The organism is Enterobacter sp. DC1 (assembly GCF_000568075.1).
Classification (GTDB): Bacteria; Pseudomonadota; Gammaproteobacteria; order Enterobacterales; family Enterobacteriaceae; genus Enterobacter; species Enterobacter asburiae.
Genome location: NZ_AZUA01000005.1, coordinates 1 through 24,057 on the forward strand (window position 1 = coordinate 1; position 24,057 = coordinate 24,057).

Annotated in this window: 26 protein-coding genes; 16 read left to right on the forward strand and 10 right to left on the reverse strand. The window is 58.9% G+C overall.

The window, feature by feature from the left end; all coding sequences use genetic code 11:
• Positions 1-740 (forward strand): enterobactin transporter EntS (gene entS / locus P346_RS07200; RefSeq protein ID WP_032661008.1); only part of this gene is annotated, 740 nt, incomplete at its 5' end.
• A 77-nt stretch (positions 741-817) separates the two neighbouring features.
• Here the strand turns inward: entS and fepB are convergent.
• Positions 818-1,777, reverse strand: coding sequence for a Fe2+-enterobactin ABC transporter substrate-binding protein (fepB, locus tag P346_RS07195; RefSeq protein ID WP_032661010.1), 960 nt, complete (start codon positions 1,775-1,777; stop codon positions 818-820).
• 188 nt (positions 1,778-1,965) lie between these two features.
• On the opposite strand from fepB, the gene entC reads away from it, so the two are divergent.
• The 7 genes from entC (at position 1,966) to P346_RS07160 (ending at position 9,342) form a co-directional block, all read left to right on the forward strand.
• Positions 1,966-3,141 (forward strand): isochorismate synthase EntC, encoded by a 1,176-nt coding sequence (gene entC, locus P346_RS07190; protein WP_032661013.1) that lies wholly within the window; start codon positions 1,966-1,968, stop codon positions 3,139-3,141.
• A 9-nt stretch (positions 3,142-3,150) separates the two neighbouring features.
• Positions 3,151-4,761, forward strand: coding sequence for a (2,3-dihydroxybenzoyl)adenylate synthase EntE (gene entE / locus P346_RS07185; RefSeq protein WP_032661015.1), 1,611 nt, complete (start codon positions 3,151-3,153; stop codon positions 4,759-4,761).
• A 10-nt stretch (positions 4,762-4,771) separates the two neighbouring features.
• Positions 4,772-5,626, forward strand: a complete 855-nt coding sequence (locus P346_RS07180) for an isochorismatase (protein ID WP_032661017.1) — start codon at positions 4,772-4,774, stop codon at positions 5,624-5,626.
• Positions 5,623-6,378, forward strand: coding sequence for a 2,3-dihydro-2,3-dihydroxybenzoate dehydrogenase EntA (entA, locus tag P346_RS07175; RefSeq protein ID WP_071995980.1), 756 nt, complete (start codon positions 5,623-5,625; stop codon positions 6,376-6,378). The genes P346_RS07180 and entA overlap by 4 nt, the downstream gene beginning before the upstream one ends.
• A gap of 1 nt (position 6,379) precedes the next feature.
• Entirely contained in the window at positions 6,380-6,793 is a 414-nt protein-coding gene (entH, locus tag P346_RS07170; protein ID WP_029740111.1) for a proofreading thioesterase EntH, read from the forward strand.
• A gap of 149 nt (positions 6,794-6,942) precedes the next feature.
• Positions 6,943-9,048 carry a pyruvate/proton symporter CstA gene (gene cstA, locus P346_RS07165; protein ID WP_032661022.1) on the forward strand — a complete coding sequence of 702 codons (2,106 nt, stop codon included), beginning with the start codon at positions 6,943-6,945 and terminating at the stop codon, positions 9,046-9,048.
• 96 nt (positions 9,049-9,144) lie between these two features.
• Positions 9,145-9,342 (forward strand): YbdD/YjiX family protein, encoded by a 198-nt coding sequence (locus P346_RS07160; RefSeq protein WP_006809671.1) that lies wholly within the window; start codon positions 9,145-9,147, stop codon positions 9,340-9,342.
• Here the strand turns inward: P346_RS07160 and P346_RS07155 are convergent.
• The 4 genes from P346_RS07155 to P346_RS07145 all read right to left on the reverse strand — a co-directional run bounded on the left by P346_RS07155 (position 9,339) and on the right by P346_RS07145 (position 12,093).
• A complete protein-coding gene (locus P346_RS07155) occupies positions 9,339-9,743 on the reverse strand; it encodes a helix-turn-helix domain-containing protein (RefSeq protein ID WP_032661025.1) in 405 nt (134 codons plus the stop codon). The genes P346_RS07160 and P346_RS07155 overlap by 4 nt on opposite strands.
• A complete protein-coding gene (locus tag P346_RS0121815; protein WP_023303272.1) occupies positions 9,724-10,020 on the reverse strand; it encodes a type II toxin-antitoxin system RelE family toxin in 297 nt (98 codons plus the stop codon). The genes P346_RS07155 and P346_RS0121815 overlap by 20 nt, the downstream gene beginning before the upstream one ends.
• Before the next feature lie 183 nt (positions 10,021-10,203).
• Complete coding sequence (locus tag P346_RS07150; protein WP_032661029.1) at positions 10,204-10,947, reverse strand: SDR family NAD(P)-dependent oxidoreductase; 744 nt, start codon at positions 10,945-10,947, stop codon at positions 10,204-10,206.
• 57 nt (positions 10,948-11,004) lie between these two features.
• A complete protein-coding gene (locus P346_RS07145; protein WP_032661032.1) occupies positions 11,005-12,093 on the reverse strand; it encodes an oxidoreductase in 1,089 nt (362 codons plus the stop codon).
• Positions 12,094-12,252: 159 nt separating this feature from the next.
• On the opposite strand from P346_RS07145, the gene P346_RS07140 reads away from it, so the two are divergent.
• The 4 genes from P346_RS07140 (at position 12,253) to P346_RS07125 (ending at position 17,156) form a co-directional block, all read left to right on the forward strand.
• Positions 12,253-13,755, forward strand: coding sequence for a sugar ABC transporter ATP-binding protein (locus P346_RS07140; protein ID WP_032661033.1), 1,503 nt, complete (start codon positions 12,253-12,255; stop codon positions 13,753-13,755).
• Positions 13,752-14,747 (forward strand): ABC transporter permease, encoded by a 996-nt coding sequence (locus P346_RS07135; RefSeq protein ID WP_023334863.1) that lies wholly within the window; start codon positions 13,752-13,754, stop codon positions 14,745-14,747. Before P346_RS07140 ends, P346_RS07135 begins: the two co-directional genes overlap by 4 nt.
• A gap of 19 nt (positions 14,748-14,766) precedes the next feature.
• Positions 14,767-15,831 carry a sugar ABC transporter substrate-binding protein gene (locus P346_RS07130; protein ID WP_032661035.1) on the forward strand — a complete coding sequence of 355 codons (1,065 nt, stop codon included), beginning with the start codon at positions 14,767-14,769 and terminating at the stop codon, positions 15,829-15,831.
• A gap of 83 nt (positions 15,832-15,914) precedes the next feature.
• Complete coding sequence (locus tag P346_RS07125) at positions 15,915-17,156, forward strand: LVIVD repeat-containing protein (RefSeq protein WP_032661038.1); 1,242 nt, start codon at positions 15,915-15,917, stop codon at positions 17,154-17,156.
• Positions 17,157-17,256: 100 nt separating this feature from the next.
• On the opposite strand, the gene mtnK is transcribed toward P346_RS07125, so the two are convergent.
• The gene (mtnK, locus tag P346_RS07120; protein ID WP_032661041.1) at positions 17,257-18,456 is read right to left on the reverse strand and encodes an S-methyl-5-thioribose kinase; all 1,200 of its coding nucleotides are present in this window, start codon (positions 18,454-18,456) and stop codon (positions 17,257-17,259) included.
• Positions 18,457-18,560: 104 nt separating this feature from the next.
• Here mtnK and mtnA point away from each other — a divergent pair, with 104 nt between their 5' ends.
• Together mtnA and P346_RS07110 are read left to right on the forward strand one after the other, a co-directional pair.
• Positions 18,561-19,577 (forward strand): S-methyl-5-thioribose-1-phosphate isomerase, encoded by a 1,017-nt coding sequence (gene mtnA, locus P346_RS07115; protein ID WP_032661044.1) that lies wholly within the window; start codon positions 18,561-18,563, stop codon positions 19,575-19,577.
• A gap of 42 nt (positions 19,578-19,619) precedes the next feature.
• Positions 19,620-20,090, forward strand: coding sequence for an SRPBCC family protein (locus P346_RS07110; RefSeq protein WP_032661046.1), 471 nt, complete (start codon positions 19,620-19,622; stop codon positions 20,088-20,090).
• A 61-nt stretch (positions 20,091-20,151) separates the two neighbouring features.
• Here P346_RS07110 and P346_RS07105 read toward each other — a convergent pair whose 3' ends face one another.
• Positions 20,152-20,424 (reverse strand): helix-turn-helix domain-containing protein, encoded by a 273-nt coding sequence (locus P346_RS07105; RefSeq protein ID WP_032661048.1) that lies wholly within the window; start codon positions 20,422-20,424, stop codon positions 20,152-20,154.
• A gap of 106 nt (positions 20,425-20,530) precedes the next feature.
• On the opposite strand from P346_RS07105, the gene P346_RS07100 reads away from it, so the two are divergent.
• Positions 20,531-20,767 (forward strand): helix-turn-helix domain-containing protein, encoded by a 237-nt coding sequence (locus P346_RS07100; RefSeq protein ID WP_032661050.1) that lies wholly within the window; start codon positions 20,531-20,533, stop codon positions 20,765-20,767.
• Positions 20,768-20,780: 13 nt separating this feature from the next.
• Positions 20,781-22,100 carry a DUF6602 domain-containing protein gene (locus tag P346_RS07095; protein ID WP_032661052.1) on the forward strand — a complete coding sequence of 440 codons (1,320 nt, stop codon included), beginning with the start codon at positions 20,781-20,783 and terminating at the stop codon, positions 22,098-22,100.
• A gap of 67 nt (positions 22,101-22,167) precedes the next feature.
• On the opposite strand, the gene P346_RS07090 is transcribed toward P346_RS07095, so the two are convergent.
• The 3 genes from P346_RS07090 to P346_RS07080 are packed head-to-tail and all read right to left on the reverse strand — an operon-like array spanning position 22,168 to position 24,007.
• On the reverse strand, positions 22,168-22,710 hold the full coding sequence (locus tag P346_RS07090) for a 1,2-dihydroxy-3-keto-5-methylthiopentene dioxygenase (RefSeq protein WP_032661055.1): 543 nt from the start codon (positions 22,708-22,710) through the stop codon (positions 22,168-22,170).
• Positions 22,707-23,396 carry an acireductone synthase gene (mtnC, locus tag P346_RS07085; protein WP_032661058.1) on the reverse strand — a complete coding sequence of 230 codons (690 nt, stop codon included), beginning with the start codon at positions 23,394-23,396 and terminating at the stop codon, positions 22,707-22,709. Before mtnC ends, P346_RS07090 begins: the two co-directional genes overlap by 4 nt.
• The gene (locus P346_RS07080) at positions 23,393-24,007 is read right to left on the reverse strand and encodes a methylthioribulose 1-phosphate dehydratase (RefSeq protein WP_024906998.1); all 615 of its coding nucleotides are present in this window, start codon (positions 24,005-24,007) and stop codon (positions 23,393-23,395) included. The genes mtnC and P346_RS07080 overlap by 4 nt, the downstream gene beginning before the upstream one ends.
• Positions 24,008-24,057: the final 50 nt, after the last annotated feature.

Consider the following 24,057-nt stretch of genomic DNA (forward strand, 5'->3'; position numbering starts at 1 on the left):
GCCTGCTGCTGGCGACCGGCAACGTGGCGTGGAACTACGGGCTGGCGGCGGCGGGGACCTTTATCACCACGCTGACGCTGCTGCGCCTGCCGCTGCTGCCACCTCCGCCGCAGCCGCGCGAGCATCCGCTAAAATCGCTGATGGCCGCGATTCGTTTCCTGTTCAGCAACCCGCTGATTGGCGGGATTGCGCTGCTCGGCGGCCTGCTGACGATGGCGAGCGCCGTGCGCGTGCTCTACCCGGCATTAGCGGGAGAGTGGCAGATGAGCGCCTCGGAGATTGGCATTCTCTACGCCGCCATTCCGCTCGGCGCGGCGTGCGGGGCGCTGACCAGCGGGAACCTGGCGCAGAGCGCGCGTCCGGGGCTGATTATGCTGCTTGCCACGCTGGCGTCGTTTATCGCCATCGGCTTCTTCAGCCTGATGCCGGTGTGGGCGCTGGGCGTGTTGTGCCTGGTGATTTTCGGCTGGCTGAGCGCTATCAGCTCGCTGCTGCAGTACACCCTGATCCAGACCCAGACGCCGGAAGGCATGCTCGGGCGCATTAACGGCCTGTGGACGGCGCAGAACGTCACGGGGGATGCAATTGGCGCGGCGATCCTCGGTGGGCTGGGGGCGATGATGACCCCGGCGGCCTCGGCGAGCAGCAGCGGGTTTGTACTGGCAATTATTGGCGTGGTTTTATTAATGTCGTTGGCAGAATTGCGCCGATTCAGGCAGGAGAGCGTCTTGACCTTGTAGGTCGGGTAAGGCGTAGCCGCCACCCGACAAAACGCCCGGTGGCGCTGCGCTTACCGGGCCTACGGGGAACGTGCCGCTTATTTAAAAATTGAATTTAAACGCTGCAACACCAACATCGCGCTGTAATAATCCAGGCGGAAAGTCTCGGTTCCCAATGCCCAGACCCGTTTGTTTTTCACCGACGGCAAATGCGCCAGCAGCGGGTTGGCGTAAATTGCATCCACGTCTTTCTGGTCGCCGGCAAACACAAACAGCCCTTCGCCGTTCAGCCCCGTCGCCAGGTTTTCCCCTCCCAGCTGAATAATGTCGTGGCGTTTGCCCTGGCTTTTGGAGGTCTGCAGCCCGGCGGGCATCTCCGCCAGCGTAAAGCCCAGCTGGTGCAGCAGCTTGCCCTGTGCGGATTCCGCGGTCCACAGGTTGGCGCTGTGCGCGGCGGCGGTGTAGACGATGGCGTTCACCGGCTGCGGCGGCAGCTTCATCTGCTCTTTCACCTGCGCGAGCTGTTTATCAAACGCGGCAATGCGCTCTGCGGCCTGTTTTTCCTGCCCGGTGAGGGTGCCCAGCTGCGTCAGCAGTTCCTGCCAGCTCTTGTCGTCGTAGTTGATGATAAGCGTTGGGGCGATGGCGGAGAGCTGATCGTAAAGCGCCAGCGCGGAATCCCCGCCGGTGGCGCTAATCAAAATCAGATCCGGCATCTGGGCGGCAACCGCTTCGGCGCTCGGCTCGCCTATGTACAGTCGTACAACCTTGCGCTGTTTCGCAATATCACCCCACTGACGCAAAAAGCCCTGCGCATCCGCCACGCGGTTGTTCGGCGTGGTCGCGCCGCTGGCAACGACCGGTGCGTCAATCGCCAGCAGGGAGCCGGTTAAGGTCACGCTGGTGGAGACAATGCGCGTCGGTTTGCTCTCAAGCGTGTGAACGCCGCGGCTGTCGGTCACCTGACGCGGCCAGTCGGCGGCAGCGGCTGAGGCAAGTCCTAAAACAAAAAGTCCAGGTAAAAGCAGGGTATTACGGAATAGGGCAGGGAATTTCACAGCGCGACATCCTGTTTTTGTTGAAGATAATGCTTCTCATTTTCATAGCTACCGCGAAGGGATGCAAGCTTTTGTCGCATAAGTTATTTGTCCGACGGTTGACAGCGAAGCGATGTGGGATTAGGTTAGCCGACGAAAATATAAATGATAATCATTATTGCTTCTTTTATCATTTTGAGGAGGATGATATGGATACGTCCCTGGCTGAGGAAGTTCAGCACACCGCAACCACGCTCGAATCAGACCGCTTTTTCTTTATGTCGCCCTACCGCAGCTTTACCACGTCCGGCTGCTTTGCCCGCTTCAGTGAGCCCGCCGTTGGCGGCGACGATCCGGCGGGACACTTCCAGCAGAAATTAGCCCAGGCGTTCCGGAATGCAAAAGCCAGCGGCATCGCCCATCCGGTGATGGTAGGGGCTATCCCGTTCGATACCCGCAAGCCGTCTTCGCTGTTTATTCCCGAACGCTGGCAGACGTTTTCTCGCCCGGCGCGTCAGCAGTCTTCACGCTATTTTTCCGGCTTGCAGGCGCTGAAGGTGGAACAACGCACCGAGATCCCGCCGCAGCCCGTGTTCGAAGAGATGGTCGCCCGCGCCGCGTCGCTCACCGCCACGCCGCAGGTGAACAAGGTCGTGCTGTCGCGCCTGATTGATATCGCGACCGACAAACACATCGATAGCGGTGCGCTGATGGAGCGGCTGATCGCCCAGAACCCGGCAAGCTTTAACTTCCACGTGCCGCTGGAAGACGGTGGGGTGCTGCTCGGCGCAAGTCCGGAACTGCTGCTTCGCAAAGAGGGCGCGCACTTTAGCTCGCTGCCGCTGGCAGGCTCGGCGCGCCGTCAGCCGGACAACGTGCTGGATCGCGAAGCGGGCAATAAGCTGCTGGCCTCCGAAAAAGACCGTCACGAGCACGACCTGGTGACCCAGGCGATGAAGGCCATTCTGGCACCGCGCAGCCACCGTCTCAGCATGCCGGATTCTCCTCAGCTGATTACCACGCCGACGCTGTGGCATCTGGCAACGCCGGTAGAAGGCGAGGCGCGTGAAAATGAAAACGCCCTGACGCTGGCCTGCCTGCTGCACCCGACGCCTGCGCTGAGCGGCTTCCCGCATGAGGCGGCGAAAGAACTGATCGCCGAGCTGGAGCCGTTCGATCGCGAGCTGTTCGGCGGCATCGTCGGCTGGTGCGACAGCGAAGGCAACGGCGAGTGGGTGGTGACCATCCGCTGCGCGCGTCTGCAAAAAAATACCGTTCGCCTGTTTGCCGGCGCGGGCATTGTGCCTGCCTCTTCGCCGGTGGGCGAGTGGCGCGAAACGGGCGTGAAGCTCTCCACCATGCTCAACGTGTTTGGCTTGCACTAAGGATCGCTCATGACCATTCCCTTTACCCGCTGGCCTGAGGAATTCGCCCGCCGCTACCGCGAAAAAGGCTACTGGCAGGATCTGCCGCTGACCCACATCCTGACGGATCGCGCTGATAGCGATGCCGTGGCGATTATCGACGGCGAGCGGCACATCACCTACCGCGCGTTTAATCAGGCGGTGAACAACCTGGCTTCGGCCCTTCAGGCACGCGGGCTGCAGCGCGGCGAGACGGCGCTGGTGCAGCTTGGCAACGTGGCCGAGTTCTACATCACCTTCTTCGCGCTGCTGCAAATCGGCGTCGCGCCGGTGAACGCGCTCTTTAGCCATCAGCGCAGCGAGCTGAACGCCTACGCCCTACAAATTAAACCCGCCGTGCTGATTGCCGATCGCGACCACGCGCTGTTTGCGGGCGATGATTTCCTCAACGCCTTTGTGGATGCGCACCGCTCGGTTCGCGTCGTGCTCCTGCGCGGCGATAAGGACGAACACGCCCTGGAAGCGGCGATTGCGCGTCGGGCGGACAACTTCATCCCGAACCCGACGCCCGCTGACGAAGTGGCGTTTTTCCAGCTTTCCGGCGGCAGCACCGGCACGCCGAAGCTGATCCCGCGCACGCACAACGATTACGACTACAGCATTCGCCGCAGCAACGAGATTTGCGGCATCACCGCCGAAACGCGTTACCTGAACGCGCTGCCCGCGGCGCATAACTACGCCATGAGCTCGCCGGGATCGTTAGGCGTCTTCACCGCGGGCGGCTGCGTGGTGCTGGCGAACGATCCGAGCGCGACCCTCTGCTTCCCGCTGATTGCACAGCATCAGATCAACGTCACCTCGCTGGTTCCTCCGACGGTGAGCCTCTGGCTGCAGGCGATTGCCGACGGCGCGGGCAACGCGCAGCTCACATCCCTCAGGCTGCTGCAGGTGGGGGGCGCACGCCTCTCCGCCACGCTCGCGGCGCGCATTCCGGCGGAAATCGGCTGCCAGCTTCAGCAGGTGTTCGGCATGGCGGAAGGGCTGGTGAACTACACCGCGCTCGACGACGCGCCGGAGCGCATCATCAACACCCAGGGCCGCCCGATGTGCCCGGACGACGAAGTGTGGGTAGCGGACGAGCACGGTAACCCGCTGCCGCGCGGTGAGGTCGGGCGTCTGATGACGCGCGGGCCGTATACCTTCCGCGGCTATTTCAACAGCCCGGAACACAACGCCAGCGCCTTTGACGCCAACGGCTTTTACTGCTCCGGCGATCTGATTGCCATTGACGAGCAGGGCTACATCACCGTGCAGGGGCGCGAGAAAGATCAGATCAACCGCGGCGGCGAGAAGATTGCCGCCGAAGAGATCGAAAACCTGCTGCTGCGCCACGAGGCGGTGATCCACGCCGCGCTGGTGAGCATGGAGGACAGCCTGCTGGGCGAAAAAAGCTGCGCGTATCTGGTGGTGAAACAGCCTCTGCGCGCGGTTGAAGTGCGTCGCTTCCTGCGCGAGCAGGGCGTTGCCGAATTCAAGCTACCGGACCGCGTGGAGAGCGTGGATGCGCTCCCGCTGACGCCGGTCGGCAAAGTCGATAAAAAACAGTTGCGCCTGTGGCTTGCTAAACGCGCCCGGGGCTGAGGAACAGAGTATGGCCATTCCAAAATTAACCGCTTACGCGCTGCCGACCGCCGAAGAGCTGCCGACCAGTAAAGTGAACTGGGCGTTTGAGCCTGAACGTGCCGCGCTGTTGATCCACGATATGCAGGAGTATTTCCTGAACTTCTGGGGTGAAAACAGCGCGATGATGCAGCAGGTGGTGGCGAATATCGCTAAACTGCGCGCTTACTGCAAAGCGCACAATATCCCGGTGTACTACACCGCGCAGCCCAAAGACCAGAGCGACGAAGACCGCGCCCTGCTGAACGACATGTGGGGACCGGGCCTGACCCGCTCGCCGGAGCAGCAGCGTATCGTCGCTGAACTGACGCCGGACGAAGCGGACACGGTGCTGGTGAAGTGGCGCTACAGCGCGTTTCACCGCTCGCCGCTGGAGCAGATGCTGAAAGAGACGGGCCGCAACCAGCTGCTGATTACCGGCGTGTACGCCCACATCGGCTGCATGACCACCGCTACCGATGCCTTTATGCGCGACATCAAGCCGTTCTTTATTGCCGACGCGCTGGCGGATTTCACCCGCGACGAGCACCTGATGTCGCTCAACTACGTGGCCGGACGCTCGGGCCGCGTGGTGATGACCGACGAGCTGCTGCCGTCCGTTCCGGCGACTAAAGCCGCGCTGCGCGAGCTGATCCTGCCGCTGCTGGACGAGTCCGACGAGCCGATGGATGACGAAAACCTGATCGACTACGGCCTGGACTCGGTGCGCATGATGGCGCTGGCCGCCCGCTGGCGCAAAGTGCACGGCGATATCGACTTCGTGATGCTGGCAAAAAATCCAACCATCGACGCCTGGTGGGCGCTGCTCTCCCGCGAGGTGAAGTGATGGCTCTGGATTTTACCGGTAAAACCGTCTGGGTGACGGGCGCGGGTAAGGGGATTGGCTACGCGACGGCGCTGGCCTTTGTGGAGGCAGGCGCGCAGGTGACCGGCTTCGATCTGGCGTTTCCGCTGGGGGATTATCCGTTCGCCACTGAAACCCTGGACGTGGCGGATGCCGCGCAGGTGCATGAAGTGTGCGGGCGCGCGCTGGCGTCGCTTGAGCGGCTGGACGTGCTGGTCAACGCGGCGGGCATTCTGCGCATGGGGGCGACGGAACAGCTTTCGCAGGAGGACTGGCAGCAGACCTTCGCGGTCAACGTCGGCGGCGCGTTCAACCTGTTCCAGCAGACGATGGGCCAGTTCCGCCGTCAGCAGGGTGGGGCGATAGTCACCGTGGCGTCCGACGCGGCGCACACGCCGCGCATCGGCATGAGCGCCTACGGTGCCTCGAAGGCGGCGCTGAAAAGCCTGGCTATGACCGTCGGGCTGGAGCTGGCGGGCAGCGGCGTGCGCTGTAACCTGGTGTCGCCGGGCTCAACGGACACCGACATGCAGCGCACCCTGTGGAAAAGCGACGACGCGGAGCAGCAGCGCATTCGCGGCTTTGGCGAGCAGTTCAAGCTCGGCATTCCGCTGGGCAAAATCGCTCGTCCGCAGGAGATAGCCAGCACGGTGCTGTTCCTGGCGTCCGATGCCGCCAGCCATATCACCCTGCAGGATATCGTGGTGGACGGCGGCTCCACGCTGGGAGCGTAAGATGATCTGGAAACGTCATTTACCGCTCGAGGAGCTGAACGCAACCAGCCTGAACACCCTGGTGGCGCATCTCGGCATTGTCTATACCCGTATCGGTGACGACACGCTGGAAGCGGAGATGCCGGTGGATGCGCGCACCCATCAGCCGTTTGGCCTGCTGCACGGCGGCGCGTCTGCGGCGCTGGCGGAAACGCTGGGCTCAATGGCAGGTTTTCTGATGACCCGCGACGGGCAGAGCGTGGTGGGGACGGAGCTTAACGCCACGCACCATCGTGCGGTCTCTCACGGTAAGGTGCGCGGCGTTTGCCAGCCGCTGCATCTGGGGCGGTCGAGCCAGAGCTGGGAGATTGTGGTATTCGACGAGCAGGGGCGGCGGTGCTGTACCTGTCGGTTGAGTACGATGGTGCTGGGCTAAGCCAGGCAGATCAAAGTGATCGGCTTAACACTGTGGTGTAAATCTCTGGTTTGACCACGCATTATTGCGTTTCAAAGTTGTTAAATTTTTCCGGTTGTTCTAGAAACAAAATGTAACATCTCACTGTTTCACAACAACGGACAACAACTATGAACAACTCAGGGAAATACCTTATATGGGCAGGGCTCTCCGTTGTGGGAGCCTTTGCCCTGGGCTATATCGCCCTCAACCGGGGGGAACAGATCAATGCGCTCTGGATCGTCGTCGCCTCCGTCTGCATTTATCTGATCGCGTACCGTTTTTATGGCCGCTATATCGCGAAGAACGTTCTGGGCGTTGACGCTACGCGCATGACGCCTGCCGTCCGCCATAACGACGGGCTGGACTACGTGCCGACCGACAAAAAAGTGCTGTTCGGTCACCATTTTGCGGCGATTGCCGGAGCGGGGCCGCTGGTGGGGCCGGTGCTGGCGGCGCAGATGGGCTACCTGCCGGGGATGATCTGGATCCTCGCAGGCGTGGTGCTGGCGGGCGCGGTGCAGGACTTTATGGTGCTGTTCGTGTCGACCCGCCGCGACGGGCGTTCGCTGGGCGAGCTGGTGAAAGAGGAGATGGGGGCAACCGCCGGGGTGATTGCGCTGGTGGCGACCTTTATGATCATGGTGATCATCCTCGCGGTGCTGGCGATGATCGTGGTGAAAGCGCTGACCCACAGCCCGTGGGGGACCTATACCGTTGCCTTCACCATTCCGCTGGCGCTGTTTATGGGGATCTATATTCGCTACCTGCGCCCCGGCCGCATTGGTGAGGTGTCGGTAATTGGCCTGGTATTCCTGGTGTTCGCCATTATTTCCGGCGGCTGGGTGGCGGAAAGCCCGACCTGGGCGCCGTTCTTCGACTTTACCGGCGTGCAGCTGACCTGGATGCTGGTGGGCTACGGCTTTGTGGCGGCGGTGCTGCCGGTATGGCTGCTGCTGGCTCCGCGTGACTATCTTTCTACGTTTCTGAAAATCGGCACCATCGTCGGGCTGGCGATCGGTATTCTGATTATGCGTCCGACCCTGACCATGCCTGCGTTAACCAAATTCATCGACGGTACCGGCCCGGTCTGGACCGGCAATCTGTTCCCGTTCCTGTTTATCACCATTGCCTGCGGCGCGGTGTCGGGCTTCCACGCGCTGATTGCCTCGGGGACCACGCCGAAGATGCTGGCGAACGAAAATCAGGCCTGCCTGATCGGCTACGGCGGCATGCTGATGGAATCCTTTGTCGCCATCATGGCGCTGGTCTCTGCCTGTATCATCGACCCGGGCGTGTATTTCGCGATGAACAGCCCGATGGCGGTACTGGCACCGGCTGGCACCGTTGACGTGGTGGCGTCCGCCGCGCAGGTGGTGAGCGGCTGGGGCTTTGCGATAACCCCTGATACGCTGACGAGCATCGCCAGTGAAGTGGGCGAGCAGTCGATTATCTCCCGTGCGGGCGGTGCGCCGACGCTGGCGGTCGGCATGGCGTATATTCTTCACGGCGCGCTGGGCGGGCTGATGGACGTCTCCTTCTGGTATCACTTCGCCATCCTGTTCGAGGCGCTGTTTATCCTGACGGCGGTGGATGCGGGAACCCGTGCGGCGCGCTTTATGCTGCAGGACCTGCTGGGGGTGATCTCCCCGCACCTGAAGCGTACCGATTCGCTCCCGGCTAACCTGCTGGCGACGGCGCTGTGCGTGCTGGCGTGGGGCTACTTCCTGCACCAGGGCGTGGTCGATCCGCTGGGCGGGATTAACACCCTGTGGCCGCTGTTCGGTATCGCCAACCAGATGCTGGCAGGCATGGCGCTGATGCTCTGCGCGGTGGTGCTGTTCAAGATGAAGCGCCAGCGTTACGCGTGGGTGGCATTAGTGCCAACCGCGTGGCTGCTGATCTGTACCCTGACGGCGGGCTGGCAGAAGGCCTTCAGCCCGGACAACAAGGTGGGCTTCCTGGCAATCGCCAACAAGTTCCAGGCGATGATCGACAGCGGCAAGATCCCGGCGCAGTACACGGAGTCCCAGCTGTCGCAGCTGGTGTTTAACAACCGTCTGGACGCCGGGCTGACCATCTTCTTTATGGTGGTGGTCGTGGTGCTGGCGTTGTATTCTCTCAAGACCGCGCTGGCGGCGTTGAAAAACGATCAGCCAACGGCGAAAGAGACGCCGTACGAGCCAATGCCTGAAAACCTGGAAGAGATTGTGACCCAGGCGAAAGGGGCGCATTAACCTGTGTGCCGGGTGGCGGCTTCGCCTTACCCGGCCTACATTTCTTATCCGGCCTCTCCCTCCGGGAGAGAGCCGGAGACAAACGAGAAACTGATTATGTTCGACACCCTTTCCAAAGCAGGTAAGTACCTGGGCCAGGCCGCCAAAATGATGATTGGCGTGCCGGACTACGACAACTACGTCGAGCATATGCGCGTCAACCATCCGGACCAGACGCCCATGACCTATGAAGAATTTTTCCGCGACCGCCAGGACGCCCGCTACGGTGGCAAGGGCGGGGCGAAGTGCTGTTAACCCTCTTTCGGTAAATAGAGGCTGATCTGCTCCTGCTTGCAGCCGTAGATAGCTGCCAGCTTTTCGCGGGTGCGCTTTTGCGGACGGGAGTCGAGCGCTTCCAGCTGTGACACGGCGGACTGGGTGATGCCGAGTTTCTCCGCCACCTCCTGCTGGGACATGCCGCGCAGGATACGCCACGCGGCCTGCAGGCTGACGTTCTCGTTATGCATGACGTCGCATACTTCTCCAGGTAATCCTACGTCATCATAACAATCGTGTTCGACTTCAATATCCTCTAGATCATCATCGGTTTCGTCGTCGATTTCTGCCATCTGTAAGCACATACGAAAGTATTCATCATAGGGAATAACGACGTACTGCGCTTTTCCGTCATCGTCCTTAATTAGCTGAACAGCCATAGGGGGCTTTCTCCTCGTGAAGGTAGGTCGTTGATGTTCTGCGCTTGACGGCCAAAACATAACAATGGTTATCGGGATCGTCCCGAAGTGTAATCAGAATGCGGTAATCGCCAACGCGTAGCCGGAAATGATTTTCTGTTGCCGATATTTTTTTGATATCGGGCCGGGGAGCTGAGCGATCGTCCAGCTCAGCAAGTTTTGCTTTGATCCTTCGCTGATATCGGCCATCGATTTTGGAAAACTCTTTCTTTGCATTCTTTGACCAGACAATCTTCATCCGTACCTCCACTGTACGCCCACACAAAGTATAAGGAAATAATAAGGCTATTAGATAAATTCCGAATTTCTAATGGGATACTGTAGAGCGGAGAAAAAACGGGAGAAAGCGGCAAAACGCGAACCGTCGAGGGCGCTCGGAAACGCCTCTGCCGGACGACAGAGGCTTGCAGGGAGATTGCGATCAGGCGTTCAAACCGCCGTCCACGTCGAGGCCGGTACCGGAGATCTGTCCGGCCGCCGGGCTGGCAAGAAACGTGACCGCCGCCGCGACGTCTTCCGGCTGACCGTAATGACCCAAAGCAATAAGCTGACGCTGAGAGTCAGCCTGTTCGCCGTCTTCCGGGTTCATATCGCTGTTGGTGGGGCCGGGGTGGACCAGGTTAACGGTAATGCCGCGCGGCCCTAAATCACGGGCCAGCCCGCGGGTGAGGGAGTTAAGGGCCGATTTGGTCATCGAGTAAACCGCGATCCCCGGCTGCGCCACGCGGTTCGCCAGACAGCTGCCGATGTTGATAATGCGCCCGCCGTCGGACATGTGCACCAGCGCTTCCTGAATGGCGATCACCACGCCGCGAATGTTGACGTTGATTAGGGCGTCAATATCCGCCAGCGTCATGGACTCCAGCGGGCCGCCGCGCGCGATCCCGGCGTTGTTGACCAGAATGTCCAGCCCGCCAAGAGAACGCGCCGCATGGGTGACGGCATCCTGAATCGCCTGCGCGCTGGCGCTGTCCGCCTGCACGGCTTCGCTGTGTCGTCCCAGCGCCTTAATCTCATCGGCGACCGCCTGGGCTTTATCGGCAGATTTTTCATACGTAATAATCACATCCGCACCGGCGCGCGCCAGCGATAGGGCAATCGCACGACCCAATCCGCGGCTGGCACCGGTAACCAGCGCCTTTTTACCTGTTAAATCGATCTGCATGATGACCTCGTTACGAGAGTGGTAAGAATCATCATTAGGTATAGCCTGTCGGGGCGATTAACGGCTGAAGGATTCCACTTTCTCAAACGCGGCGCGCAGAACGTCAGGCGTTAACGCAACCTGCAGATAGTGAATCGACTCCACCGGGCGCAGGGTGTGGGCAATGACCTTATCCAGCGCTTCCCGGTTATTAATGTCGACGTCCAGCTCGCGAAGCGTGGTCGGCAGGTTAAAGCGCTGGTACGCCGTCACCAGCTGCGCCAGCACGTCGTCCTGGCCGAGCAGGGCGCTCTGCACCAGAATGCCGTAGGCTACCTTGGTGCCGTGCAGATATTTTTCCGTCTGCGGCAGCACGGTTAAGCCGTTGTGCACCGCATGCGCCGCCGCCACGCGCGTATAGCGTTCGCCCAGGCCGCCGACCATCCCGCCGCCGGCGATAATCGCATCCACCACGTCCCGGAACGCCTGCGTCTGTTCGCCGCGCTGCTGGTCGGCCAGCGCTTCCTCACTGTGTTCAAGCAGCACGTCGCGGATTGCCAGCGCGCCGTTGATGCCCAGCCGCACGGTTAGCGGAAGGTTCTCCGGCTCAGGTGCCAACACCACCGCTTCGTACCACTTCGCCAGCGTATCGCCGATGCCCGCCAGCAGATATTCCGCAGGGGCGTTGAGGACGATCTGCGGCTCCACCAGCACCAGGAAGTTGGCGTCGTCGAAGATCTCAAAATGCAGCGCCTGACCGGCATCGTTGTACCAGACGGAGAGCGGGGTCCACGCCGCGCAGGTAGCGGCAATGGTGGGGATGCCCACGAACGGCAACCCTAATCGGCGCGCCACGGCCTTGACGGTATCCATCACCGCGCCGCCGCCGACGCCAATCACCACGCTGGCGTCGCTGCCGGATTCATTCACCAGATGGGTGACGTCGCGCTCGCTGCAGTGGCCTTTAAAGAGCAGGCGTTTCGCCCCCGGCGCGTTAAAGCTCTCCGGCAGGAAAGGGCGCGCGCCTTCGATAGCGCGCTCGCCGTAGATCCACACCGCGCGGGAAAGCTGTTCCGGAGTAAAGAAGTCATCCAGATGCGCAAGGCTTCCGGGATGAGAGAAATAGTTCGCCGGGCCAGGCACGACGCGGATATCGGTGTTGCTCATGGTGTTGTCCTTTTTTAGCAAGCGCTAACCCGATGTTATGTCTGGACATCCGGATGGCTAATAATATTTCGCTTTAACTTATGCCTTTTCCGTCGTTGTCAGTCAACCGGAGCTGTGAAAAATTCGATAAATCAGAAGAGTAATGAAGGATTTACGCGGATGGTTTCCAGTCGCCTTGAGATGCGCGGTATCAGCCTGGCCTTTTCCGGCTTTCAGGCGCTGTCGCGCGTGAATTTCACCTTAACCGGCGGATCCGTACACGCGTTGACCGGCGCCAACGGCGCGGGGAAATCAACCCTGATGGCGGTGCTGTGCGGCACGCACGACCACTATGAGGGCGAGATCAGCATCAACAACCAGCCGGTGAGCATCCGCGAACCGCTTGACGCCAAACGGCTGGGGATCCACCTCGTGCAGCAGGAGGTGGACGTGGCGCTGATCCCGGGGTTAAGCATTGCCGAGAACATCATGCTCGACCAGCTGGCGCAGCCGGGGCATCGCTTCAGCTGGCGTGCGATCCGCCAGCAGGCGAGACAGGCGCTGGCGCAGCTCGACGTGACGCTGGACGTTCGCCGTTCCATCGACAGCTGTTCGCTGGCCGAAAAGCAGCAGATTTTGCTGGCGCGTGCGCTGTCCCACCACTGCCGTTTTTTGATTCTTGATGAGCCCACCGCGCCGCTGGACGCGCATGAGAGCGAGCGCCTGTTTGCGGTGGTGAGACGCTTAAAGCAGCAGGGCATCGGCGTGGTGTTTATCTCCCACCGCATTCACGAGCTGAAGGCCATCTGCGACACCCTGACGGTGCTGCGCGACGGCAAGCTGATTGAGTCCGGCCCGATGGCCGATCTTAGCGGCGAAGCGATCGTCGAGAAGATGCTTGGACACGTGCTGAGCGATATCTATCCGCCCGCGCGTCCGCCGCACGGCGAAGAGACGCTGCTGCGCGTTGAGGGGTTACACGACGACGCGCTGCTGAAAGATATCTCCCTACACCTGCGCAAAGGCGAAATCCTCGGGATTGCCGGGCTGGCGGGCGCGGGAAAAACCGAACTCTGCAAGGCGCTGTTTGGCGCCACCAAAAGCCGCGTGGCGCGCGGCGAGCTGAACCATCAATCCTGGCAGCCGCGCGACCCGGCCGACTCCGTGCTGCGCGGTCTGGCGCTGGTGCCGGAGGAGCGGCGGAAAGAGGGTATTTTTATCGACGAGCCGGTGAGCATGAATCTTGCCGTGTGCGCCGATAGCAGCTTCTCGCGCTGGAGCCTGTTTGGCCATCGTCAGGCGTGGCGCTGGGCGGAAGAGGTCATCGCCCGCGTCGGCGTGCGCGCCCGTGGGCCGGGGCAGGTGCTGCGCCGCTTATCAGGCGGCAACCAGCAGAAGGTCGCCATCGGTAAATGGCTGCGCAATGACGCCAGCGTGCTGATATTCGACGAGCCAACCAAAGGCGTGGACGTGAAGGCCAAAACCGACCTCTTCCAGCTGATTGACGGCCTGGCGCGCGAGGGCAAAGGGGTGATTTACGCCTCGGGCGAGTTTGCCGAGCTGGTCGGGCTGTGCGACCGCATCTGCGTGCTGTGGGACGGACGCATCGTGGCGGAAATCGCCGGGGCCGAGGCCCGCGAAGAGACACTACTTTATTATTCAACCGGAGGAACGGCGTCGTGAGCAAGGCCCTTTCAGTGAACGCGGCGGCGTCTGGCCGCCAGCAGATTTTCGATTTTCTCTACAGGTGGGGCATGCTGTTAACCGTCGTCGCGCTGGTGGCCGTCTTTGGCCTGGCGTCGGACAGCTTCCTCGATCCGAACAACATCATCAACATTCTGCGCTCGATTGCCATCGTGACGGTGATTGCCATTGGCGTGTCGATCTCGTTGACCATCGGCGGGTTCGATCTCTCTGTCGGATCCACCGCCTCGCTGGCGAACGCGCTGGTGATTTCTCTTTTCGTCTGGCACGGCTTTGGTACCACCGAGTCGATTCTGATCACCCTCGCGCTCTGCACGCTGGTGGGGCTGTTTAATGCCTTTCTGATCGTCATCCTGCGTATTCCGGACATGCTCGCGACGCTTGCAAGCCTGTTCGTCATCCAGGGTGTGGCGATGACCTACAGCTACGGCGGGTCGATTACCGAGAACATGGTGCTGCCGAGCGGTGACATGGCGGAAGGCACGATTCCGGCGGCGTTCAGCCTGCTGGGGCAGGTGCCGACCATCGTGATCGTCATGCTGGTGGTGACCGTGCTGGCGCAGCTGGGCCTCTCGTTGACCACTCACGGGCGCCGGATGTACGCCATCGGCGGCAACCCCGAAGCCGCGCGTCTCTCCGGTATTCGCACCACGCGCTACAAGGTGGCGGCCTACGTGATCGCCTCGCTGCTGGCGGGACTGGGCGGAATTTTGCTGGCTTCGCGTATCGGTTCGTCGCAGGTGAATGCGGGCGGCGGATACCTGATGGATGCGGTGGCGGCGGCGTGGATTGGCTTCTCGCTGGCAGGCTCCGGCAAGCCGAACGCGCTGGGAACCCTGGTCGGGGCGGTCATTCTCGGCGTGCTGTCGAACGGGCTGGTGATGCTCTCCGTGCCGTATTACGCCATGGACATTATAAAAGGGCTGGTGCTCGCGGTAGCGCTGGCGATTACCTACATACAAAAACGCTGACAACACAACGGGATAAAAAATGAAAAAGATTGCACTCTCTTTGGTAGCACTTGGGTTGTTTACGGCTCTGCCAGGCTTCGCGGCTACGCCCGCGCCGCTTCCGGCGGCCATTGCGAACCATGACGGCCCGATCCGCATCGCGGTGATCCGTAACCTCGGCTCAGACGACAACACCACGCAATTTATTGCCGGAGCAATTCAGGAAGGGAAAAAGCTCGGCTTTAAGGTCAGCACCTTTTTAAGCAACGGGGACGACGCCAAATTCCAGGACTTCGTGAACCAGGCCATCAGCCAGAAATATGACGGGATTATTCTCTCTCAGGGGCGCGATCCGTACTCCACCGCGCTGGTGAAGAAAGCGGTGGATGCCGGTATCAAAGTCGCCGTCTTTGATACCGCCGTTAACGGCGAGATCCCGGGCGTGACCGTCACCCAGCAGGACGATGCCTCGCTGACGAACCTCTCCTTCGGCCAGCTGGCGAAAGATTTCAACGGCAAGGCCAATATCGTCAAGCTGTGGGTCGCGGGCTTCCCGCCGATGGAGCGTCGTCAGGCAGCCTATAAAGAGCTGCAAAAGCAGTATCCGGACATCAAAGAGCTGGAGTCCATCGGCGCCGTCTCCTCTGACGTGCAGGGCGATACCGCCAACAAGGTGGGTGCGATACTCGCGAAATACCCGAAAGGCAAGATCGACGCCATCTGGGGCACGTGGGACGCCTTCAGCCAGGGCGCGTATAAGGCGCTGAAAGAGAACGGCCGCACCGAGATCAAGCTCTACAGCATCGACATCTCCAACCAGGATCTGCAGCTGATGCGCGAGCCGGGCAGCCCGTGGAAGGTGAGCGTGGCGGTGGATCCGAAGCTGATTGGCGCGACGAACGTGCGCCTGGTGGCGAACAAGATTGCCGGGGAAGCGACGCCTGCGACCTACGATTTCAAAGCGGCGGCCATTCCACAGGCGCTGCTGACCGCCCAGCCGGGCCCGGTGAACGTGGCGTCTCTGGGGAAAATCATTCCGGGCTGGGGCCAGACGGAAGATTTTATCGCGCCGTGGTTTGCGACGCTGGAAGCCAGGTCAAAATAATGCCCGGTGGCGCTTCGCTTACCGGGCCTACGGTGTTGTAGGCCGGATAAGGCGCAGCCGCCATCCGGCGAAAGGACTCCACTATGTCTGCATTACCTCAACCCGAATACAGCCGCAATATGCGGCTGATTGGCCACAGCGACCAGGGCAGTCGTCCGGACGGCGTGCAGCTGATGGTGCATCGCGGTTTCGCCTATATCGGCCATATGGTGTCGCAGGGCTTTTCGATTGTCGACGTGCGCGACCCGAAGAACCCGAAAGCGGCAGGCTACGTGCCCGCGCCGCCCGGCACCTGGAACGTGCACCTGCAGGCGCATGACGACCTGCTGCTTGTGATTAACGCCCGGGATCTGTTTGCCGATGCCCGCTTTGCCGACGAGAAGGTCTACTACACCCGGCAGGTGGGGGAGACCGTCAGCGACGTGCAGGACAAAGGCTGGAGCGCCGGGCTGCGCGTGTTTGATATCTCCACGCCGGACAGGCCGCGCGAAATCGGCTTTCTGTCGCTGCGCGGCATCGGCATTCACCGCATCTGGTACGTCGGCGGCCGCTGGGCCTACGTGTCTGCGCTGATCGACGGCTTTACCGACTACATCTTCCTGACCATCGATCTGGCCGATCCGCGCAAGCCCGAAGTGGCGGGGCGCTGGTGGCTGCCGGGGATGAACCAGGCCGAAGGGGAGAAGCCGAACTGGCCGGAAGGGAAACGCTACGCGCTGCACCACGCGATTATCGCGGGGGATACCGCCTACGGCAGCTGGCGCGACGGCGGCCTGACGCTGCTGGACGTGAAGGACCGCACCCGGCCGAAGCTGATTAGCCACCGCAACTGGAGCCCGCCGTTTGGCGGAGGAACGCACACCGCGCTGCCGCTGCCGGACCGCGATTTGCTGGTGGTGCTGGACGAAGCGGTGCTGGATAACCAGGAGGACGGCGAGAAGCTGATCTGGCTGTTTGATATCCGCGAGCCGTCGAACCCGGTGAGCATCTCGACCTTCCCGCAGCCGGATGAAATCGACTACGTGGCGAAAGGGGCGCACTTCGGGCCGCATAATCTGCATGAGAACCGGCCGGGAAGCTTTGTTAGCTCAACGCTAATTTTTGCCACGTACCAGAATGCAGGCGTGCGCGCGTACGACATTTCCAATCCGTATCGTCCGGTGGAAACCGGGGCGCTGGTGCCCGCCGCGCCGGAGAGAATGATGGACACGCGGCCAAATCGCCCGCAGGTCATCCAGTCGTGCGACGTGTTTGTGGATGCGCAGGGGATTATTTACAGCACGGATTATAACGGCGGGCTGTCGGTGATTGAGTATTTGGGGTAAGTGCGGTTTGATGCCCTCACCCCGGCCCTCTCCCACAGGGAGAGGGAGAAAATCAGGATCGTAGGCCGGGTAAGGCGAAGCCGCCACCCGGCAAAAGCACTCAGCTGTACTGCCGCACTCGTGCCACCAGATCTTCCGCGCTGTCGATGCGGTCGGCAATCACAATCAGCGCTTTACCGAGCGTAATGGCGTGGCGCAGGCACTCGTGGCGCATCGCCTCGTCCTGAATGGTGTCGATATCCGCGACGTGGGAAAGCCCGACGCTGCGGCGAATGAGCTCGGTTCCGCAGAAGCCGATGGCGTCATGCCAGACCTTTTTCAGGAACGCGGAGGCATAGCCCGGCGCGCCGAGCGCGGCGTCGCGCGTTTTCTCGTTTGCCAGCGCCTGGAAGCGCTCCGCGAAGGTGTTCCACAGCTCCTGGATATCGGTCAGGCGCTGTTCGCGCGCGGCGGCGGCATCGCGAATGCCCAGGTGCCCCGGCAGGCCGCAGAAGTTCAGCAGCAGGTTGCCGATGGCGGTACCGACGTCAAAGCCAATCGGGCCAAAGTAGCCGAACTCGGCGTCGATGGCCTTCAGGCTGCCGTCGGCCACAAAAATCGAGCCGCTGTGAATATCGCCGTGCAGGAGCGCTTCGGCGTGCGAGAAGAAGCGGTGCTTCAGGGAGGCCACGACAATTTTAAGCTGGGCGTCGTCGCGCAGGGCCGCGACGTCATTTTCCAGCTCGGCCGGGTAGCTGTTGCGCTCGTGGATCTGGTACGGATCGTTGAAGAACAGATCTTCGGTGATCTCGCACATCTCCGGGTTAATGAATTTCGCTACCTGCGCTTTTTTCTCGTGCGGGTGCAGGTAGAAATCGCTGGTGTGGAACAGCGCGTGCGCGAGGTATTCGCCCAGCTGCTGCGCCGCCTGCGGGTAGTAAATATTGTTAATAAGCTCGCCGCGCCAGATGCGATGGCTGGAGAGATCTTCCATCACCATCACCGCCAGCTCCGGGTCAAAGTGGTGGATTTTCACGGTGTGCTGCGGGCTATGCTGGTAGTGCTCGACCAGGGTTTGCGCTTCAAGACGGGCGCGGTCCAGCGTCAGCGGCCAGGACTCGCCGACGCATCGCACGTAGGGCAGCGCCTGCTTAACGACGATGCGGCTCACGCCCGCGCCGTCGAAAATTTTAAATACCAGATTGAGGTTGCCGTCGCCTACCTCCTGCGCCTCTACCAGCGATGAAGGATCGTCAAGTCCGCCAAACTGCCTGGCATACTCCACGGCGTCCTGAGCGGTAAAGGTACGGTATTGCGACATGGCCTGCTCCTTACGAGTTTTCTAATTAAGACATGTAGACGTCTATACATCTGGATTTCATCCTGACACAATGTGCTACAACAACGCAACAGGGAATTAACGACATGCAGACATTACAGACGACCAGCCTGCGGGTGGCGGATAATCAGCTCTTTATTCTCGACCAGCAGGCGCTTCCGCAGGAGAAACGCTGGCTGGATGCTTCGACGGTCGAGGCGCTGGTTGGGCACATTCATGCCCTACGGGTGCGCGGCGCGCCGCTGATTGGTCTCTCTGCAAGCCTGCTGCTGGCGCTGCTGGCGGAAAACGGTAAAAGCCGCGACGAGCTGGCGGCGGCGCTGGAAACTCTGCGCGCATCCCGCCCGACGGCGGTGAACCTGATGAACAATCTTGACCGCATGAAGATTGCGCTGCGGCAGGAAGATTATGTACCGGCGCTGGTGGCCGAAGCGCTGCGGCTGATTGACGAAGACAAACGGCTTTGCGACGCGATTGCGAAAGCCGGCAGCGCGCTGGTTAAGCCCGGGAGCCGTCTGCTGACCCACTGCAACACCGGCGGGCTGGCAACGGCGGGCGTTGGCACCGCATTGGGCGTAATTGCCCGCGCGCATCAGGACGGTAACGTCAGCTGCGTCTGGGTGGATGAAACCCGTCCGCTGCTGCAGGGCGGTAGACTGACCGCGTGGGAGCTTGGCGAGCTGGGCGTGCCGTATCGGCTGATTACCGACTCCATGGCCGCCAGCCTGATGGCAAAAGGGGAAGTGGACGCCGTGTGGGTGGGCGCAGACCGTATTGCCGCCAACGGCGACGTGGCGAACAAGATCGGCACCTATTCTCTGGCGGTGCTGGCGAAATTCCACGGCATTCCGTTCTTCGTTGCTGCCCCGCAAACGACCCTCGACCCGGACTGCCCGAACGGGGACGCGATCCCGATTGAGCAGCGCGCCGCCAGCGAGGTGACGGGCGTGGCCGGAAGCTTTGGCGCGGTGCAGTGGGCGCCGGAAAACGCGCAGGTCTATAACCCGGCGTTTGACGTTACGCCTGCCTCACTCATTAGCGGCTGGGTGCTGGATACGGGCGTGGTCACGCCGGAAGCGGTGGCAAACGGGAAATTCGCCTGAGTCCGGCTATCCTTTAAGGGGTTCCCCTGAGAGGACAACATCGTGACGCTCGATCCTGAAACAGACTTAAAACTGGAGCGCGTGGTGGACGCACCGCGCGACCTGCTGTGGCTCTGCTGGACCACGCCGGAACATATCAAAAACTTCTTCATTCCTGCTCCCCATAAGGTGACCGAATGCGACCTCGACCTGCGCGTGGGCGGGCGGTTCAACACCGTGTTTGAGGTGGACGGGCAGCGGATGGATAACCGGGGCGTATTTCTTGAAATCGACCCGGGTAAAAAGCTGGTCTTTACCGACGGCTATACCGAAGGCTGGAAACCGGCCGAGAAGCCGTTTATGACGGCGATCCTGCTGCTTGAAGATGTGGGTGAGGGCAAAACCCGCTACACGGCGATTGCGCGCCATCCGACGAAGGAAATCCGCGAGCAGCACGAGCAGATGGGCTTCCACGAAGGGTGGGGGATTGTGCTGGATCAGCTGGTGGGGTATGTGAAGGGGTTAAAACTGTAGTGCTCTTAGACCCCCTCTCCCTTGAGGGAGAGGGATGGGGTGAGGGGGGGGAAATCATTGATCAAGTCGAAGAAAGGTTTCTCTTTTTGCTATTCCTCATCTGACGAAATATTGGCTCTCCCTTTTCATCAAAATATCTTTCCGGCCATATCACATCGGGCGGAATGTCTAGCGCCTGTGCGATAAGCAATTCACCTTTGGGCCATGGTCGGGTAAGCGCGTTAGCCAGTGTGGATGAGGAAAGGCCAGCCTTTCGGGACAACGCAGCCAGGCTTGTTCCGTGTTTCTTAAGTGCGGCGATGATATCGGCAGGATGCCAGTTCTGATGACGCATTGTGTCCTCCTTACATGTATTTGTTACGCACTTAATTATCCTGTTTTGGGATAAAAACACAATGGGAGGATATTCGATTTCAGGATATTTGTATGGAATCGGAACAATGGCCTCAGTTTACTCGGATGAATACCAGCGTGTTATCAATGCGTTGAAGAAAGCTCGTAAGGAGAAGGGGATTACTCAGGCGCAGCTTGCTGAGGCCCTGGGGAAACCCCAATCGTTTATTGCTAAAGTGGAAAGTGGTGAACGCAGGTTAGATGTGGTGGAGTTTGTGCATCTCGCGCATATGATAGGATTAGAACCATCAACTGTGATTAACAGTATAAAATCCCATGATTAAAATGTGAGGTTTTATGATTGAGAAAGCTTCTGAGTTGTTAGAACGATTTATAGAAATCGAAAGAAGTGAACTTTTTAAAGTAGAAATGCCTCACATGCCAACACTTGGTTCTGCTTATGAAGAAATTACTAAGCAAAGCATTGATCAGAATTTTATTATCCCCAAGGGGTTAAGCCTAAAAGTAGTCTCGGGGTTTATTTCTATCAATGATAAAATATTATCTAACCAAATTGATGGGATGCTTGTTCATGGTGAAGGGAAACGCTATGGTCGGACTAGTGATTTTATTTATCCCATAGACCAAGTTTTATGTATATTTGAAGTTAAGAAGACTTTGAATAAATCAGATTACGCCGATGCTTTTGACCATCTTAGATTAATTAGAAAAGAATTCGCTAAATATTTTGAGCTTAAACTTAAAGACCCTTCATTTAATCCAGATGTTTCTATCCCTGGTAAGCATTTTTCTCAAATAACAGGAAGAGAGGCTCCTGCTTTTTACAGAGATATTCATTCTTTATCCAGAACAGACGCTATTCTTTTTTATGCTTTAGTACAAGAAAGTCTAGCCCCATCAAGTATTATTCATGGGTATGGTGGATATTCAACTAAATATGGAATGCGAAATGCCTTTTTTGATATCTTAACTGAGAAAAGCAAATTATCTGGAGAAGGCTTTGGAGTGCCCAGTTTTCCTACATTAGTGACAACTAATAATATCAGTATTGTTAAGGCTCATGGCATGCCTTTTCTTGGTATCAATAAAAATCAGCAATGGGCGGCTTTGGTGTCAATGAGAGATAATGCTGCAAGAATTATGTTAGAAATTATCTGGTCAAAAATAGCATTCTATTTTGATGTAAAAATGCCGTGGGGAAATGATCCCAAAAATGAAATTTTGGCTCCATTCTTGTATGCCATACCTGTGCATCAAGACGGGAGAACTGGTTGGAAATTTAGATATGTTGAAATGAAAGAAAGCGAACTGAAAAAAAGAGAATTTCTAATAGATTGGGAACCGGAACGTATAGATGAAAAAGTGTTGGCGGTATTTAATTGCATGTTAATAAATGGTGGTTATATCCATGAGGTTGATTTAGCTTCGATAGCTGAAGATCATAATGTTTCACAAAAAGATTTAATAAAAGATATTATGAGTCTATTTCTATTTAAAAAAATCAACCAATACATTCGGCCGATTTCATCAAGTGTTTTTCTTGCTACCGATGCTAATGGTTTTAGCTATTTAACTTCAAATCGAGAGAATTTGGATATATGGTGCGATAAAAAAGGGTTGGCAAAAGATTATATTCATTTGATGATTATAGAGTAATGTTTTTTATGACTTCAGTCACAACATTCAACACAGTAATGGGATGACTGAAGTACTAGTAGAATGTTTAATCTAATCGCGGATACGCATCCGCAATCCCATCGCCCGTAAACTGCGCCACCCAGCCTTCCGGGTTATCGAAAATACGAATGGCGGTAAAATTCGGCTCTGAGCCCATATCAAACCAGTGCGGCGTGCCCGCAGGAACGGAAATCAGATCGTTTTTCTCGCACAGCACCTGATACACCTCATCGCCAATGTGCAGGCAGAACAGCCCCGCGCCTTCCACGAAGAAGCGCACTTCGTCTTCGCCGTGGGTGTGTTCGTTCAGGAACTTCGCGCGCAGCGCCTCTTTCTGTGGGTTGTCGGCGCGCAGGCTGATCACGTCCCAGCTCTGATAGCCTTTTTCCGCCACCAGCTTGTCGATCGCATGCTGATACGCCTCGATCACGGCTTCGGGCGCGGGATCGTGTCCTAAATCGCGATCCGCAGCCCAGCGTTCAAACCGCACGCCTTTGGCGTTGAGCTGTTGGGCGATCTCGGCGGCGTCGGTGCTGTACCACTGGTGTTGACTGGCGTCTTTATCGGAATAAATGGTCAATGCGCTCATGAAGGGATCTGCTCCGGATTAATCTCGTCAAACTGGTGGACCTGATGGTGATGGCTTGCGCCGTCATCATCACCGCGAATTAGCTGCAGGGTGCGAAATCCTGCCTGTTCAGCCGCGTCCAGCTCCTGATGGATATCCGACAGGAACAGGATCTGCGACGGGGCGATGCCCGTTTGCGTCGCAATGTTTTGATAAGACTGCACCTCGCGCTTGGCGCCGATGTGGGTATCAAAATAGCCGCTGAACAGATGAGTAATATCACCTTCGTCACTGTAGCCAAATAACAGTTTCTGCGCGGCGACGGAGCCAGAGGAATAAACATAGAGATCAATCCCTTGCGCTTTCCACTTTTCCAGCGCAGGCAGCACGTCCGGGTAGAGATGGCCGGTAAAGTCGCCGTTCACGTAGCCGTCATGCCAGATGATCCCCTGCAGGGCTTTGAGCGCCGTGGATTTGCGGTCTTCATCCATAAAGGCAAGCAGGGCGTCGATAAGCTCGCTGACGCTGGCGTGCGGGTTACCGATTTCATCACGCAGGTTGTCCAGAATGGATTTGACCGGCTCGGCGTACTGCTGCGCGGTCACGAAGGCCGCCAGCCGCTCACGCGCGTAGGGGAACAAAACGTCATGGACAAAACGGATATCGCTGGTGGTGCCTTCAATATCCGTCACAATCGCGCGAATCATACTCTCTCCAGTTGTCGTAAACGCATTTCGCATTCAAATAAGAATTCTAATCCTTCCAGATGACGGCGGGCCTCGGCCACGTCGCGTCCCCAGCAGGTTAAGCCATGACCGCGCAGAAGAAAACCATAATTAAGCGGGCGTTCCTGCGCGTAATGGGCGATTCGGGAGGCGAGGGCGTCGATGTCCTGGTCATTATCAAAGACCGGGATAGCCACCGTATCCAGATGCGTGGTCTGCCCGGTGAGGGATTTTTGCATTTCAAAGCCGCTGATGTTGAGCTCGGCTTCTTTCACCAGACGCGACAGCACCGTGGCGTTGACGGTATGAACGTGCAGGACGGCGTTGGCTTCCGGGAACAGGCGATAAATAAGGGTGTGTAGCCCCGTTTCGGCTGATGGCTTACGACCAGACGGCGCGCGGTTGGTGGCGATTTCAACCTGCAGAAAATCCTCCGTCGTCAGGCTGCCTTTATCTTTGCCGGACTCGCTGAGCCAGCAGAGGCGTTCGTCCTGACGCACCGACATGTTGCCGCCGGTGGCGGGGGCCCAGCCTTTGGCGCCAATCCAGCGGCAGGCGTCGACAAGGTGTGTGAGTTGCAGGTTGTCTGTCATTTCCTTTTACCCTCGCGGCCAGGAATATTCATATGGTTTAGACGTCTAAG

Excerpts from the sequence above, each read along its gene's own strand:
- P346_RS07145 (WP_032661032.1), bottom strand. The coding sequence starts at position 12,093 with ATGAGCAACACCGATATCCGCGTCGTGCCTGGCCCGGCGAACTATTTC.
- cstA (WP_032661022.1), top strand. The coding sequence starts at position 6,943 with ATGAACAACTCAGGGAAATACCTTATATGGGCAGGGCTCTCCGTTGTG.
- entC (WP_032661013.1), top strand. The coding sequence starts at position 1,966 with ATGGATACGTCCCTGGCTGAGGAAGTTCAGCACACCGCAACCACGCTC.
- P346_RS07080 (WP_024906998.1), bottom strand. The coding sequence starts at position 24,007 with ATGACAGACAACCTGCAACTCACACACCTTGTCGACGCCTGCCGCTGG.
- mtnA (WP_032661044.1), top strand. The coding sequence starts at position 18,561 with ATGCAGACATTACAGACGACCAGCCTGCGGGTGGCGGATAATCAGCTC.
- mtnK (WP_032661041.1), bottom strand. The coding sequence starts at position 18,456 with ATGTCGCAATACCGTACCTTTACCGCTCAGGACGCCGTGGAGTATGCC.
- P346_RS07150 (WP_032661029.1), bottom strand. The coding sequence starts at position 10,947 with ATGCAGATCGATTTAACAGGTAAAAAGGCGCTGGTTACCGGTGCCAGC.
- mtnC (WP_032661058.1), bottom strand. The coding sequence starts at position 23,396 with ATGATTCGCGCGATTGTGACGGATATTGAAGGCACCACCAGCGATATC.
- P346_RS07100 (WP_032661050.1), top strand. The coding sequence starts at position 20,531 with ATGGCCTCAGTTTACTCGGATGAATACCAGCGTGTTATCAATGCGTTG.
- P346_RS07160 (WP_006809671.1), top strand. The coding sequence starts at position 9,145 with ATGTTCGACACCCTTTCCAAAGCAGGTAAGTACCTGGGCCAGGCCGCC.
- entE (WP_032661015.1), top strand. The coding sequence starts at position 3,151 with ATGACCATTCCCTTTACCCGCTGGCCTGAGGAATTCGCCCGCCGCTAC.
- P346_RS07105 (WP_032661048.1), bottom strand. The coding sequence starts at position 20,424 with ATGCGTCATCAGAACTGGCATCCTGCCGATATCATCGCCGCACTTAAG.
- P346_RS07155 (WP_032661025.1), bottom strand. The coding sequence starts at position 9,743 with ATGGCTGTTCAGCTAATTAAGGACGATGACGGAAAAGCGCAGTACGTC.
- entH (WP_029740111.1), top strand. The coding sequence starts at position 6,380 with ATGATCTGGAAACGTCATTTACCGCTCGAGGAGCTGAACGCAACCAGC.
- P346_RS07125 (WP_032661038.1), top strand. The coding sequence starts at position 15,915 with ATGTCTGCATTACCTCAACCCGAATACAGCCGCAATATGCGGCTGATT.
- P346_RS07095 (WP_032661052.1), top strand. The coding sequence starts at position 20,781 with ATGATTGAGAAAGCTTCTGAGTTGTTAGAACGATTTATAGAAATCGAA.
- P346_RS07090 (WP_032661055.1), bottom strand. The coding sequence starts at position 22,710 with ATGAGCGCATTGACCATTTATTCCGATAAAGACGCCAGTCAACACCAG.
- P346_RS07140 (WP_032661033.1), top strand. The coding sequence starts at position 12,253 with ATGGTTTCCAGTCGCCTTGAGATGCGCGGTATCAGCCTGGCCTTTTCC.
- P346_RS07130 (WP_032661035.1), top strand. The coding sequence starts at position 14,767 with ATGAAAAAGATTGCACTCTCTTTGGTAGCACTTGGGTTGTTTACGGCT.
- P346_RS0121815 (WP_023303272.1), bottom strand. The coding sequence starts at position 10,020 with ATGAAGATTGTCTGGTCAAAGAATGCAAAGAAAGAGTTTTCCAAAATC.
- P346_RS07180 (WP_032661017.1), top strand. The coding sequence starts at position 4,772 with ATGGCCATTCCAAAATTAACCGCTTACGCGCTGCCGACCGCCGAAGAG.